Below are 14,958 nucleotides of genomic sequence, written 5' to 3' on the forward strand. Positions count from 1 at the left end.
CGGATTTACGTATAATAAATGGCTTAACGCAAAATTCGGCCAATAATGCCGCCGAGCCCGCCTTCGTTATTGTTATTGCTTGGAGCACCGCCGTTATTGCCAACGTTGCCAGCGTTACCAGCATTGCCGCCGTTGCCGCCAAAAGTGTTTTGGAAGGCGCTGCTTTGCTCTTGCGGCTGGTAACGGTTGTCATCAATGCCGAATTTCACGCCGCTTTGGCGCTCGAAAGGCTGAATGATAACGATTTGCCCAGGCTCATTGAACTCATACATATACGATTCGCCAGAGGTTTGTCCGATAAGGGTTTTCCAGTTCACATCAAGCTTCACTTTAGGTGAAGGGCCTGTCCAGGCAACAATCGCATCGGGATCGACGCGGCATGGAGCTTGCAGAACGAGCGGGTTGCCGTTCGTTTTCACTGCGACTTGAGCGCCTTGTCCGTTATAGGAGAGCTTGGAGGTGAAAAGTCCGCGTTGGGAAATGACACCGGAGCCGATGATCGTAACGCCGTAGTGGCAAGTTTCTGTAAACGCCAGCAGGTCTTCACTTTCAACACTGACGTGCTGCCAAGGGCCGCCCTGCTCCAAATTAATGATGGTCACATGCGTGTTCTGGTCAGCAAGATAGACGGAGCCTTGGCCTTCGACTTCCATAATTTCAAGGTTTTCGCCTGTAATGCGGCGCATACCGTGGTTCAATACTTGTCCAACAATGTTGCCGGAGTTTGTGCCAAGCAAGCGCTTGGAATATTTAAATTTGCCGTTGTAAGCCTGATCAGCGACCATGGAGCCTTTTTTAGCGAAAAACTTGCCTTGGCCTTCAGCTTTCAGAAACAGCTCGCGTTCCACTTGAAATTGAAATGGCATATGAGTTGACCTCCAGTTAGATGTGTAGTGAATTACATAGCGCCATAATGTGCGCAAATGCCAGTGAGATCAAGCGTAAGGCCTGTACCTACCGCATTGAACTTCCACTCGTTGTTGTGGCGGTATACTTCTCCCGCGAGCAAGGAAATGGAAGTGGAATAGTCCTCGGACAGGTCGAAGCGGCAAATTTCAGCGCCGTTCGCCTAGTTGACGATCCGAATGTAGGCGTTGCCGATTTGGCCAAAGTTTTGATTTTTGCGAACAGCGTCGTCAATCGTCACGGTAAATACGATTTTCTGAATGTCAGGAGACACGCGGGACAGTTGGATTTCTGCCGACTCATCGTCGCCGCTACCTTGTCCAGTCCGGTTGTCGCCGTTATAGCGAATCGCTCCGTCTGGGCTGTTCAAGTTATTATAAAAAATGATATGGCCGTTGGAAGGAAGCTTCTCCGCTTGGTTCAGCAGGAAAATTTCAACATCGAGGTCATAATTTTGGCCTTGCAAGCGATTCGTATCCCAACCGAGTCCAACCTTTAAATGGTCGAGTCCGGGGTTGTTTTTCGTCAAATCGAGCTTCTGTCCCTTGGACAATACAAGTCCGCCTCCGAAGCCGCCACCTTGAGGAGCAGGTGCTGCACCAAAGGAGTTAGCGTTGCCCGCATTCGGGAATCCGCCTTGCTGAGTACCGCCTTGGATGCCGCCCTGTTGAATGCCGCCTTGTTGGATGCCGCCTTGCTGAATACCGCCCTGTTGAATGCCACCCTGCTGGATACCGCCTTGGATACCGCCCTGAATGCCGCCTTGTCCACCAAAATTGTTGCCGCCGTTTGAATTCGATCCAATACCCATTTGTATTGCCTCCTCAAATATGAAATAAAAGAACCATCTGCCTCGACAGTTATTCACCTTAAAGCTCTTAACAGGCCAGAATGGTGGAATTTGTCGATTCTGTGTAAGAATATGAAACTATTTGTAGTATAGCAGATTGTGATTGTAGTTGTTAATGGTTAATGGTGTTACAGTTCCTGCTGCAGCAGGGATGTCTGATTAGATACGGCGAAGCGAAAGCTTGGTTGCATTTTTAAAAATATAGGAAAGTATAGGATTTCCCGATCCTTTCTCTATATTTCTCGGAATGAAACGTGCTGTGCCGCCAAAGGACGGCGACAGCCGTTTCACCTTAAATTAAAGAAACATAACAAAATAGAAGACAAAAGAGAACTATAAAAACAATTTGAATCTCCTATTTTTTTCAAGTGGTTCCTCTATAATGATGTGAAGCGCTTTCAAAACACTTTAAAAAATAGGAGGTTCGCATGAATAAAAAACGCAAATGGATCGCGGCCATCATGGCCCCAGCTATCGTTGTTTCGATGTTCTCTTCTGCTGCTTTCGCTCAATCAGGGGCGGCAACTAACGCGTTTGCTCCCGATATACAGGGACATTGGGCGAAAGCTGCTATAGAGAAATGGAGTGCGCAGGGAATTGTAAGCGGTTACTCGGACGGGACCTTCCATCCGAATGGCAGCATGACCCGGGCGGAATTTGTCACGGTCATTAATCGGCTGTTCGGTTTATCGGCTTTGTCTGCTTCAGCCTTTAGCGATGTGCCGGAGACAGCATGGTATGCGGGCGATCTTAGCAAAGCGCGGGCTGCGGGCTTTTATGAGGGGTTCCCGGGTAACGAGGCAAGAGCGGAGCAGCCGATAACGAGGCAGGATGCGGTAACGCTGCTGGCGCGTATTTTCGAGCTGAAAGCAGCGGACAATGCAGCGTACGCGGGGTCCTTCAAGGATAGCGGCCAAATTTCCAGCTATGCGAAAAAGGCGATCAACGCGCTGCAAGGTGTCGTCAGCGGCTACGAAAATGGCGATTTCCAGCCCGCAGGAAAAATCTCTCGTGCAGAGGTCATAACCTTGGTGGACAAACTGGTGGCCGAGCTGTATGCCAAGGCAGGGGATTATACAGCGGCGCAAACGATTTCGGGCCATGCGATCATTAATCATGCTGGCATTACGCTCAAAGATGCCCAAATTGCCGGCAACCTTTATTTGACCGCAGGCATTGGGGACGGCGAAGCAGTAGTCGATCATGCCAGCGTGAAAGGAACGACGTTTATTGCAGGTGGCGGCGAGCATACCGTTATCTTTCACGATTCAACGCTGGCAGGCGTAGAAATTAACCGCAAGGATGGCAAGGTGCATGTCGAGGCAGACGGAGACACCAAAATCAATAGCATCGTGGCTAACAGCAAGGCTATTCTGGAGCTGGGAGACAACGCGGAGGCAGACAGCATAGTGCTGAATCAGCCTACGGAGCTGATCACCGGCCCAGGTACAACGATCGGGAGGCTGACGGTGCAGGCCGATTCCGTCACTATTAATGGCCAGCCAATAGCCAAAGGCAGCTATACGTTGAAAAATGGCACGCTGACGCCAGTTGGCACCGGCACGATGCCAGGAACAGGAGCATCCTCGGGCAGCAGTGGTGGCAGCAACAACGGCGGCGGAAACGGCGGAAATACGGAGCCGACGGTGAACTTTGTCGATCAGCATGCAACGGCTGAGACCAAATCACTGTTCGCCTATTTGAACGGCGTGCGCGGTCATGAAATTTTATTCGGCCATCAGCATGCAACGGACGAAGGTGTGACATTGACCGGGGCAGACGGCTCGCAATCCGAGGTGAAAAATTCGGTTGGCGATTACCCTGCCGTGTTCGGCTGGGATACGCTAAGCCTGGAAGGCAAAGAGAAGCCGGGTGTGCCGAACAATGTGGAGCAAAGCCGGATCAATCTCACTGCATCGGTCAAGAATGCCCACGATCTCGGCGGCATTGTGACGCTCAGCACCCATTTTCCGAACTTTGTGACCGGCGGCAGCTTTAATGATACGTCAGGCAATGTAGTTGCTCATATTTTGCCGGGCGGCGACAAGCATGCGGAGTTTAATGCTTTTTTAGACACCATTGCGAATTTCGCAAATAATGTGAAGGATGATGATGGCAAGCTCATTCCAATTCTGTTCCGTCCTTTCCATGAGCAAAACGGCGGCTGGTTCTGGTGGGGCGCGAAAACGACGACCACAAGCGAATACAAGGAGATTTTCCGCTATACGGTTGAATACCTGCGCGATAAGAAGGACGTGCGCAACTTCCTGTATGTTTTCTCGCCAAATGGCTCGTTCGGCGGCGCAGAAAGCACTTATTTGACGACGTACCCGGGCGACGATTATGTCGATATATTGGGGATGGACCAATACGATAACAAGGAGAATGCGGGTTCGCAGGGATTTTTGAACGGACTGGTTACGGATCTGGGCATGATCTCAAGGCTGGCGGACAGCAAGGGGAAAATTGCGACGTTTTCCGAATTCGGCTACAGCCCGGAGGGGATGAAGACGACCGGGAACAATAATACGACCTGGTTTACCGATTTGCTGAGTGCAATCAAGTCCGATGAGGACGCTTCACGCATTGCCTATATGCAGACATGGGCGAACTTTGGCCTTGGCAACAATTTGTATGTGCCTTATAAAAATGCGCCAAACGGGCTCGGCGATCATGAGCTGTTGCCTGATTTTATTAACTTCTATAATGATTCGTTTACGACTTTCCGCAATGAGGTGCAGGGCGTATATGGCCATACGGTCGTGACAGCGCCAGAGCAGCCGTTCATGCATATTGCAACGCCTACGGATAACAGCATTGTCGGCAGCTCCGTCACGATTCGCGCACGGGCGCTGGAAATTACCCCAACGAAGGTCGTCTATACGGTACAGGGTTCGGATACAGAATATCCGATGACGCTTGATAGCGACGGATTTTTCTATACGGCGAATTGGTCTCCGGCAGCGGGCTTAAATGGCAAAACAGCGGTGCTGAACGTCAAAGCATATGTTGGCAATCAGGTTGCGCTAACGCAATCTGCGACGGTATCGGTACAGGCAAGCGAGATTTTGATGAAAACGTACACCTTTGACCAAGATACAGAAGGCGTCGTTAAAAATGGCGATCCGGGCACTTATCCGGAAACGATGGCGCTGACCGTGGGGCATGATGTTTTGGACGGCAACGGCGTATTGAAGCTGGATGCCCAGCATGCAGCAGCAGCGGATACGTGGCAGGAATTCAAGCTTGCGCTTCCAGTGCTGGACAGCGGAAATGCACTGGCCGATGTGAAGCGCATCAAGCTGGACGCTTTTATTCCGCTGAATGCGGGAGATGCGGAGGCGACGATTAGCAGCATGGCGATGCTGCCGCCGGATTGGGATACGAAATATGGGATGACGACGACCAAAATCAAGCTGTCCGAGCTTCCGCAGGTGACCGTAGGCAGCACGGTATATGCGAAATTTTCGCCAGTTATTGATTTGAATGATGCGGCAAAATCAGCAGCGGCGACGGGGCTTGTCCTTTCCTTGGTGGGCAGCGGATTAGAAGGCGATTTTTCAATCTGCGTCGATAATCTAAGCTTGTACAGCACGTTTGCTGAAGCGGAGAAGGACCCGGCTGTAGTGGACAACTTCGAGACGTATCAAGGCAGCGATGCCGCTCTGGCAGCGAAGTTCATCCATGCGGGCGGCGATGCGACAGCTGTAGCGCTGGACGGCGTGCATAAAAGCTCGGGCAACTATGGGATGAAACTGGACTATACGCTGGGCACTTCCGGCTATGCGGGCATTACGAAAGTGCTGGGTGGAGTAGACTGGTCCACGTTCAACCATTTGAAATTTTGGATGGTGCCGGACGGCAGCAACCAGAAGCTCGTGATTCAGCTGCGTGTGGATGGCGTTTCCTACGAAGCATATCCATCGCTTGCAGGTACAACCGGGCAATGGGTCAGCCTTCACTTTAATGCGTTTACCGTTGCTCCTTGGGATACAGGAAATACGGGCAAAAAGATCAACAAGGTCAGCTTGAAAAATGTACAGGAGTTTTCCATTTACGTGAATGCCACTAATGGAGCAACCCTTAATAGCACGCTTTATTTCGATGATATTGAAGCGATAAATGATGGAACAGGCGGCGTGCCAAATGGCGGCTCCGGTTCGGGAAGCTCGCCAGCGGAGCCAGGCACGCTTTATGGATTCGAAACGGATACGGCTGGCTGGACGGTAAGCTCGAATGAGGCGCAGGCCACAGATGCCGCGACTACAGCGGATGAGAAGACAGAGGGCGACCATTCGCTGACGTCTACCTTCTCGCTAGCAAGCCCGGCGGGCTTTGAGCTGACGAAGGTTGCTGCAGCGGACCTGTCCGCCTCTACATCACTCAGCGTCAAGGTGAAGCTGTCGCAAGGAACTGCTAATGCCCGCCTATATATTAAGACAGGGAGCACATGGGAGTGGCATGATAGCGGAATGGGCGTTATCGTCGATTCCAGCGGATTTAAGACGCTGACGCTTCCGCTCACCGGTGTAACGGGACTAGAAAGCGTGCAGGCAATCGGCGTGAAGATCGAGCCGACAGCGGGGCAGACGGGCACAGCAGCTGTCTATGTAGATGATGTGTATGTGGAAGGAAGCGGGGGGCCGGGAACTGCTGGTCCCACTTACGATTTTGAAAGCGGAGCAGAGGGTTGGGCCATTAATACCGATGCGGATAATGCCTACAATACGGCAAATGCCCGTGATATAGCAGTGTCGACTGATGCAGCATCATCAGGAAACAGCTCGCTGAAGGCGGCTTTTGATTTGAACGGCGGCAATTTCCAGCTTAGACGGGTCGGTGTGCTGAACTTGGGTACAGCAAGTACGCTGTCCGCCAAGTTTAAAGTGGCAGCGGATGGGAATGCAGCGCTTTCGGGCGCTGTATCCGTGAAGTTGTTTCTGCAAACGGGCAGCGGCTGGAGCTGGTTCGCGCCGAATGAAACGGTTTCCTATAGCGGCGATGGATTCGTGACGGTAAGCTACGATTTGTCAGGCGTCGCGGATAAAAGCAATGTTCAGGCGCTAGGCATTCAAGTGTTTGCACCAAGTGCCTCGACAGGTGCAGCAACGATTTATTTGGATGAGATTAAGGTGCAATAAATGAATAATCGAATGTAATAGCAAAGAAGGGAGGCCCCGCATAAGGGCCTCCCTTCTCTATTGATATGCCGTATCTCTGCATATGTGGGACTCGACTATTTTTAAATGCATGCTAGCCCTCTGGAGTGCGAAACGAATCCAAATAATTGTGAATGTCAGCTTCGGGTGTCTTCAGCAAGCCCTTGAGCATCGATTGAATGGAGCGCAGCGACTCCACCTTGTCATCAATCTCGACTATTTTGCTGCGCACATACTCTTTTAAGGCTTCAGCGTCCATATCACGGCCTAGCAGATGCAGCACTTCCTGAATCTCCTTAAGGGAGTAGCCGAGCGACTTGGTGTCCTTAATGAATTTGATTTTGACCAAATAATCGTCCGAGTACAAACGGTATCCACCTTGGCTTCGGCGGGGGGCCGGAAGGATGCCGCTTTCCTCGTAGTAGCGAATCGTTGCCATGCTGAGACCCGTTTTTTTGGCAAGCTCGCCGCGTGTCATTCCTTCCATGAGCATTCCCCTTCTTGCTGTTGTCCGTGTGTTTATTGGGCAGCAGCTTTTTTCGTATAGTTATTGTCGAACACAACCTCAGGATAGTCCGGCGATGGCCCAGCCAGCAGCGGCTGCGATTCATTTTTCAAATATTGATTGAAAAAGGCCGTGATATAAGAACGGGTAATGTCTACGACGTGATCGGGGTCAACTCCCTTGGCGAACAGCTTAGGCGACAGCAGCGCGATATCGGTAAAGCTCTGATGGATAAAGGGTTCAACGGTCATATAATAAGTGTCATTGGTGCTTTTCGTCATGACCGAATCCAAATCGGAAGCGAACTCATCGAAATAGACATAGGATTTCTCCTTCGTCGCTGGATCAAGGCTTTTGGCTGTGTCGCCTGTCATCAAATACATGAACGGCTGCTTCAAGCCATTATGGGCTACATCGCCCCAAAATCCGCCTTCTAAACTAACCCCCGCCTTAAAACGGCTGTCCTGTGCCAGCGTCTCCGCAGTTGTCGCCCCGCCATAGGAGTGGCCGAAAATGCCAACGCGGTTTAGATCCAGCTTGCCCTCCAGCTTATGATCAGGGTCATCCTGATTCCATGCCGTCAACGTGTCGAGCACAAAACTCGTATCAGTTACACGGATAGCGACTTCTTTGATATTGTTGTCGTAAAGCTCTGCTGAAGTTGGAAATTCGGGCTCAGCTTCGTATAAAATCGAACGGCCATCCGGAAAATCAACCTTCGCTGATGTATAAGGATGATCCATGCCTACGACGATATAGCCATTGCTTACGAGTTCCTCAATTGCCGTCATGCTCTGGAAGCGGGTCGAGCGAATGCCAGGAGAAAACAGGACAACCGGATAGCTCGCTTCAGCAGAGGATAGCTCGGCCCCTTCTACGACATGCGTCGGAATGTTAACCACATGGCTGAAAATTTGCTTCGGTATGCCGAATACGAGGCTGACCGCTTCCCCAATTTCCGAAGGGTAATGCTCAGTCGATGCGCCTTCGGTATTATTTTTATCTACCGGATACCATATATTGATCATCAGCTCGCGCTTGTCATTCGGGTCGTCACTGTGCGTTTCAGCGCGGGACTCATCCGTCAGTTGCCGTGCGATGGTGCCAATGCCATAGCTGCCGTTAGGTTCAGGCATTGTGAAAATCGGCAGCAGCGTGCTCGCATATCCAGAAAATCCGCTAAGTGCGATGACGATAAGGGAGAGCAGACTTTTTTTAATAATAGCTTTGGAACGGATAGAATTGTCATAGGGCTTCAGCAGCCGGCGGACTAAGGCCATAATCAAAACGAAAGCTACAGCGTAAGCAGCAACCATCTGGATGCGGAAATGATCGATTACTCCATGCAAGAGCACAGCCAGTACAACCGCTCCAAGCATCCCGGCATCGAGCCGCTTCGATTTTCTTGCGAATAACAAGCCTCCCGCTGCCGCTAAAATAACCAGAATGACAATGACCTCTAATATTTTCATTATACAGTACCTCCATTTATTTCTGTATTCTCCGTCCAGCAGGCCGGAAATCTTGTATAAACAGAGTATAAAGATTGAAGTATACCTCAAGGTCAAGGTATTATTTTTGAATGCCCTCTTCTGCCGAAAAAGTCTCCCCTTATGAATGTGAACCTACATACCGAGAGGCAGAGTTGTCCTTTTCGTTTTGAGAGTTTACTTCCAGCACAGAGCTAGTCTTGGCGGACACAGTAGCAGCTATTTTATCAGAATGATGGGTTAAGGCACAGGCCGCGGACACAGGAGCCGTTAATATGCTGCAAATGGCCATTTTGACGGGATCATGCGGTTGATAACGAATTTCCTGTCCGCTTACGACCCGAAATCGGTTCAAAATCCAGAATAGCGGAACCCCTGTCCTCACCATTTAGAGAAAAAAGAACGAACCTAGCAAGCATTGTGCTACTATATTGGCAAATCAAGCACGATGTTTGACAGAAAAGGGGACTAGCTGTGTTTTACTCATTAAAAAGCCGACTAATTGCTGTTTTTATTTTGCTGTTCGTCCTTTCTTTTGGCGCTATGTCTTATATATTATTTAATGAATCACGCTCTATTATCCGCTCTTATATCGAATCCTCGGCACTGGAGAAAATGGAGGAGTACGGCGCTTACGTCGATATGGTCCAGATGCAGATCTACGATCTGGCCTCGCTCGTGTTCAATAGCGATACGACGAAAAACTGGGACGGGGCCATGACAGACCCGAAGCTTGTGGCGGGCGAGAAAATGCTGGCGAATATTAAGCTCAGCAGCTTTCTCACGCAGGCGATGAACAGCTATACGAGCGTATCGAGGGTGACCTTTTACCGCGCCGATGGCACGTGGATCAGCAGCGACAATCAGGTCGTGTCCGATCCGGGTCTGCTTGAGCAGCAGTGGTACAGCGATTTTAAAGCATCGGGAACCCACTGGGTGGCCAGCCATATTGACCCGGTCGAGGCACGATACAATAACACGCATCCGGTTGTCAGCATGCTCATGCCAATCGGAACGTTTGAGCCAAGCCGTGCCCGAACGGTGATGAAAATCAATGTGAGCAGCGACTATTTTCAGCAGCCGCTCAATCGGATTCACCTTGGTGAAAGCGGTACCATTTATTTGCTGGATCAAGGCGGCCAGCTGCTGCTTTCCCCGCCTGAAGCCGGGGCACAGGCCGACATGCAGGCTGCTATGGAGAAAATCCGCGGAGATATGCGCAAACAAGGCGTTATTTATATGGATTCGGATAAAGGGAAAACCGATATTGTCGTATTTAAAAAGCTGCAAAGAACGGGATGGATACTTGTCGGCTTCGTATCGGAACAAGACTTGTATGCAAAGCTGTTCCAATTGCGCAGCAGCATTATTTTATTCGCCTCCATATTGCTCGTATTATCCGTCTTTCTAGCCATATGGCTGTCGCAGAGCATCTCCAATCCGCTATCCCGCCTCATATCCGCTATGCGCCATGTTCAGCGGGGCGATTTCAATCAGGCGGAGCTGCGTCTTCCGCCAGAAATCAGCATTCGCAACGAAGTAGGTTTTGCGACGGTAACCTTCCGCAATATGGTGCGCCAGCTCCGGCAGCATATCAAAAACGAATTTGAGCTGAAGCTGCTGCGCCAGCAAGCGGAATACAAGGCGCTGCTGATGCAGATCAATCCGCATTTTTTGTTCAATACGCTGGAGCTGATGAGCAGCCTCGCCATGCAGAAGCGCACCGACGATACGGTGCAGGTCATCGAGTCGCTCGGCAAAATGATGCGATTCTCGCTGCGAATGAGCGACGATGTGGTGCCGCTGCGCGAAGAACTGAAATACGTGAAGGATTACGTGGAGATTTTGCAAATCCGCTTTGGCGAACGGCTGAGCTTGACGTTGAAGGAAGAAGGCGAGCTTGCGCATCTGACGATTATTAAGTTTATTTTGCAGCCGCTAATCGAAAATGCCGTCAAATACAGCTTTCAGCATCAGCCGGAAGCCTGGGTGGAAATTGTGGTCAGCAGGAGTGAGGGGCGCATCGTTCTGAGCATTGCGGACAATGGCCAGGGCATTCCTGACGACATGAAGCGCCAGCTTGCGGAACGCTCGGCCGCTGCTCGAATGGACATGCTGTTGAATAGCCGAGATAGTCAAATTGGCCTCAGCAACGTCATTGCAAGGTGCAGGCTGTATTACGGCGAGCTGTTTGAGATCCAGATTAAAGATAGCGGCTGGGGCGGTGCGCTAATCGTACTGGCGCTGCCTATACAGGAGGAGGGTAAGCATGTATAAGGTGCTGATTGTGGACGATGAACCGGAAATCCGGCTGGGGCTGCGGCTCAAGGTAGATTGGGAGGAACTGGGCCTATGTATTGCGGGCGAGGCGGCGAATGGCATGGAGGCGCTGGAGCAGCTGGAGCGCGATGCTTTCGATGTTGTTATGACAGATATGAATATGCCCGTGATGGACGGATTGTCTTTTTTGGACGATTGCCGCAGGCTGTATCCTGAAATCCGGCTGATCATCCTTACAGGCTATGAGGATTTTAGTTATGCGCATGCGGCTGTCCGCCATCAGGCACGCCATTATTTGCTCAAGCCGGTTGCGCGGGATGAGCTGACGGAGGCGCTGCTGAAGGTCAGAGGGGAGCTCGATAGGGAGCAGGAGAGCCATCGGCAGTCAGAGGATATGAAATGGCGTCTGACCCAGTATTATCGGGAAATGAAGGAGCATTTTCTGCGCTATCTCATCCGGGGCGAAGCAGGGCGTGAGGAAGCGCTATTGGAGCGGGCAAAGCTGTTTCAGCTGGAGGAATGGGGAGAGCGGACGGTCAGATTTATAACAGCAGGATTAGAGCAGCGTGGGCAGCAGTTGAATCAGCCGAATCAGCTGATTCAGGCGGGGCAGGCTGGACACAAGAGTCAGTCAGAACAAACAGACCAGGCTGGACAGAGGAGTCAGTCGGAACAAGCAGAACAAACAGACCGGACAGACCGGACAGACCGGACACGCCAGACGGAACAAGCAAACCAGACGGCTTGGCAGACGAACCGCAGGCCGGAGCAGTTCAGCCTGCCGTTCGAGCTGATATGCCGTGAGCTAGCGGAGGGTTCCACCGGCTCGGTGCAAGTCGTTCGAGACGAGCATTATCACGGCTTAATGCATATTGCTTTGCTGGATGGAGAGGAGAAGCCAGCTGAATTTGAGCAGAAGCTGCGCGATATGGTGTACGGGCATCTCGGATTCGTGCCCTCCATCGGCATAGGAAATGCTGTTAAAGGCTTTAAGCAGTGGAAGGAGGGCTGCATGTCCTCGCTCGTCGCCTGGAATTTGGCGGAGGCGCAAGCTCGCCAAGGCGAACGGGCAGCGGAGGAGCCGTTTCTGCTTCCGAAGGAGACGGTCGGTTTGATCCGGCGGCTGCTGGAACGGGGAGAAATGGAGCAGCTCGTCAAAATGATAGAGCGCGAGCTGAAGGAGGCGCTTAGCGTATCGCGCATCCGGTTCGTGAAGGCGATTTTTCAGTTTAACCTCGTCTTGGAGGCGCAGGCGCATGAAGCGCATGTGCCGTTAACGGGCGGCGAGCAGCTTTGGCTGCGTCCGGAAATGGCGCTCAACCTAAGCACAGCGGAGAAAGCCTGCCAATTTTTGATGAAGCTTGCCTCGTCTATTCATGACAAGCTGCAAGGGGCGGAAGAGGGCGCTGTTGATACGGTTCTGGAGGCTTCCAGGCAATATATCGCAGAAAACTACATGTATGACTTGAATTTGACGATGCTTGCTGAACGATTCAATTATAATTCGTCCTACTTCTCGGAGCTGTTTAAAGCGAAAGCGGGAAAAACGTTTATTCACTATTTGACCGAAGTCCGCATGGCGCATGCAACCCGGCTGCTGGAGGAAACGGGGCTCAGCCTATGGGATATTTCCGAGCTGTCCGGCTTTTCCAATGCGAGCTATTTCAGCTCCAAGTTTAAAAGAATGTATGGCCTGACACCGTCCGAATTTCGCCAGCGCCTATCTGAAAAAAGTGATAACGAACTCCCGAAGAAATGATATGTTGCCGAATCCTATTCCTGCGTATGATTGGTGTACGAGTGCAGCTTGCTTGCGTACATCAATCATTAGGAGGGATTTTTGCCATGGGCGTTTCCCGCAAAACACTGGCCCGCGAGCAGAACCAAACCGCTTATTTGTTTCTGCTGCCGTGGCTGATTGGCTTTTTCTGCATGACGGCTGGACCGATGCTTGGCTCGCTGTACCTGTCCATGACCAAGTACAATTTGCTGTCTCCGCCATCATGGATTGGGATGGATAACTACGTACAAATTTTTACGAATGACAGCACGTTTATGGGCTCTTTATGGCTAACCTTCAAGTATGTATTCATTTCCGTGCCGCTCAGGCTGGCTTTTGCACTGCTTGTAGCAGTGGCGCTCAATAAGGGCATACGGGCACTGGGCATTTACCGGACGATATATTATATCCCGTCCTTGCTTGGCGGCAGCGTTGCCATTGCTATCGTATGGCGGCAAATATTTGACGGTACTGGTGCTGTAAACAAGGCGCTCGCTTGGCTCGGCATTAAAGGCCCATCCTGGATTGCCCATCCAGATTATATTGTATATACGATTGTTACGCTGTCGGTGTGGCAGTTCGGCTCGGCGATGGTCATTTTTCTAGCGGGGCTAAAGCAAATTCCCGCCGATCTTTACGAAGCTTCCCAGGTGGACGGGGCGAGGAAGTGGAATCAGTTCGTCAGCATTACGCTGCCGATTTTGACGCCGGTTATCTTTTTCAACCTCATTATGAGCGTCATTCATTCGTTTCAGGCGTTTACACCGGCTTTCGTCATCGGTGACGGCCGCGGCGGCCCGCTTGATGCGACGATGTTTTATACGCTGTATTTGTATTTGAAGGGCTTCTCCTTCTTCGATATGGGCTACGCCTCGGCGCTCGCCTGGATTATGCTGCTCATTATTGGAGCGTTGACGGCGATTATATTCGTGACCTCGAAATACTGGGTGTTTTATGGAGACAACAAGGACGGGAGGTAAGGGCAAAGGATGACAAACCGCATGAAATATGGGCAAGTACTGAGGCATGTGCCGATCATCGTCATGGGCCTGCTGATGATCTACCCCGTTCTATGGCTGATCAGCAGCTCCTTCAAGCCGAACCAGCTGATCTTTTCCGATCCGGGCATCTGGCCAAGCTCGTTTACGCTGGAAAATTACGTGAATGGCTGGCGCGGCTTCCAAGGCATCAGCTTCAGCCGTTTTTTCGCCAACTCTTTTGCGATATCGCTCACGAGCGTGCTTGGAAATGCCATAACCTGCTCGCTTGCTGCTTTTGCTTTTGCTAGATTAACCTTTAAGTTCAGCAAGCTATGGTTTTCGCTGATGCTGGTTACGATTATGCTGCCCTATCATGTTACGCTGGTACCGCAATACGTCATTTTCAACGAGCTGCACTGGATTAATACGTATTACCCGCTGGTGCTGCCAAAATGGCTGGCGACGGATTCGTTTTTTATTTTGCTCATGGTCCAGTTTATCCGGGGCATTCCACGCGAGCTTGACGAAAGCGCAACGATTGACGGATGCAGCCAAAAACAAATTTATTTCCGCATCATTCTTCCGCTGCTGGTCCCGGCGCTGATTACGACGGCCATCTTTACGTTTATATGGACATGGGATGATTTTTTCAGCCAAATGATTTATTTGAGCGATATTCGGCTGTTCACGGTGCAGCTGGGCATTCGGGCGCTGTTCGACCCATCGGGCTCCTCGGATTGGGGTGCGCTGCTCGCAATGTCTGCGCTGTCGCTGCTTCCCATTACGGCGGTTTTCCTGACGTTCCAGCGTTATTTTCTGGAGGGGATTGCAACGACAGGCTTGAAATAGCGGCCTCATGGCTAGCAATCGGCGAGTCAGCGATATGGCAATAACGCGATCCGAAAAAATTGCAAATGAACTGCCGAAATAATGAAAGGCGCTGAGGCTAAGGTTTAAAGTAAGATGGCGTTGTAAGCGTTTTACTCAAACAAAATTAACGAAAATGGG

General features: G+C 51.0%; 8 protein-coding genes and 1 pseudogene. 5 read left to right on the forward strand and 4 right to left on the reverse strand.

Features of this window, described 5'->3' with window-relative positions:
- Positions 1 to 23: 23 nt before the first annotated feature.
- Entirely contained in the window at positions 24 to 866 is an 843-nt protein-coding gene (locus AC6B99_RS27205) for an AIM24 family protein (protein WP_056035191.1), read from the reverse strand.
- A gap of 32 nt (positions 867 to 898) precedes the next feature.
- Positions 899 to 1,459, reverse strand: a pseudogene (locus AC6B99_RS27210) (TerD family protein).
- Positions 1,460 to 2,184: 725 nt separating this feature from the next.
- Here AC6B99_RS27210 and AC6B99_RS27215 point away from each other — a divergent pair.
- Positions 2,185 to 6,897, forward strand: a complete 4,713-nt coding sequence (locus tag AC6B99_RS27215; protein ID WP_496664711.1) for a glycosyl hydrolase — start codon at positions 2,185 to 2,187, stop codon at positions 6,895 to 6,897.
- 112 nt (positions 6,898 to 7,009) lie between these two features.
- Here AC6B99_RS27215 and AC6B99_RS27220 read toward each other — a convergent pair whose 3' ends face one another.
- Both AC6B99_RS27220 and AC6B99_RS27225 read right to left on the reverse strand, forming a co-directional pair.
- Positions 7,010 to 7,402, reverse strand: a complete 393-nt coding sequence (locus AC6B99_RS27220) for a MerR family transcriptional regulator (RefSeq protein WP_056035186.1) — start codon at positions 7,400 to 7,402, stop codon at positions 7,010 to 7,012.
- Positions 7,403 to 7,434: 32 nt separating this feature from the next.
- Positions 7,435 to 8,892 carry an alpha/beta hydrolase family protein gene (locus tag AC6B99_RS27225; protein ID WP_496664712.1) on the reverse strand — a complete coding sequence of 486 codons (1,458 nt, stop codon included), beginning with the start codon at positions 8,890 to 8,892 and terminating at the stop codon, positions 7,435 to 7,437.
- A gap of 492 nt (positions 8,893 to 9,384) precedes the next feature.
- On the opposite strand from AC6B99_RS27225, the gene AC6B99_RS27230 reads away from it, so the two are divergent.
- From AC6B99_RS27230 to AC6B99_RS27245, 4 genes are all read left to right on the forward strand, one after another.
- The gene (locus AC6B99_RS27230; protein ID WP_056035182.1) at positions 9,385 to 11,187 is read left to right on the forward strand and encodes a sensor histidine kinase; all 1,803 of its coding nucleotides are present in this window, start codon (positions 9,385 to 9,387) and stop codon (positions 11,185 to 11,187) included.
- Entirely contained in the window at positions 11,180 to 12,949 is a 1,770-nt protein-coding gene (locus AC6B99_RS27235) for a response regulator (protein WP_496664713.1), read from the forward strand. The genes AC6B99_RS27230 and AC6B99_RS27235 overlap by 8 nt, the downstream gene beginning before the upstream one ends.
- 86 nt (positions 12,950 to 13,035) lie before the next feature.
- Positions 13,036 to 13,950, forward strand: coding sequence for a carbohydrate ABC transporter permease (locus AC6B99_RS27240; RefSeq protein ID WP_056035172.1), 915 nt, complete (start codon positions 13,036 to 13,038; stop codon positions 13,948 to 13,950).
- Between the two features lie 9 nt (positions 13,951 to 13,959).
- Positions 13,960 to 14,799: a carbohydrate ABC transporter permease gene (locus tag AC6B99_RS27245; RefSeq protein WP_056035168.1), complete on the forward strand. Its 840-nt coding sequence runs from the start codon at positions 13,960 to 13,962 to the stop codon at positions 14,797 to 14,799.
- Positions 14,800 to 14,958: the final 159 nt, after the last annotated feature.

This window comes from Paenibacillus liaoningensis (assembly GCF_059609455.1).

What these genes read in the sequence shown, in the direction of transcription:
- AC6B99_RS27235 (WP_496664713.1), top strand. Translation starts at nt 11,180, where the DNA reads ATGTATAAGGTGCTGATTGTGGACGATGAACCGGAAATCCGGCTGGGG.
- AC6B99_RS27220 (WP_056035186.1), bottom strand. Translation starts at nt 7,402, where the DNA reads ATGGAAGGAATGACACGCGGCGAGCTTGCCAAAAAAACGGGTCTCAGC.
- AC6B99_RS27240 (WP_056035172.1), top strand. Translation starts at nt 13,036, where the DNA reads ATGGGCGTTTCCCGCAAAACACTGGCCCGCGAGCAGAACCAAACCGCT.
- AC6B99_RS27205 (WP_056035191.1), bottom strand. Translation starts at nt 866, where the DNA reads ATGCCATTTCAATTTCAAGTGGAACGCGAGCTGTTTCTGAAAGCTGAA.
- AC6B99_RS27245 (WP_056035168.1), top strand. Translation starts at nt 13,960, where the DNA reads ATGACAAACCGCATGAAATATGGGCAAGTACTGAGGCATGTGCCGATC.
- AC6B99_RS27225 (WP_496664712.1), bottom strand. Translation starts at nt 8,892, where the DNA reads ATGAAAATATTAGAGGTCATTGTCATTCTGGTTATTTTAGCGGCAGCG.
- AC6B99_RS27215 (WP_496664711.1), top strand. Translation starts at nt 2,185, where the DNA reads ATGAATAAAAAACGCAAATGGATCGCGGCCATCATGGCCCCAGCTATC.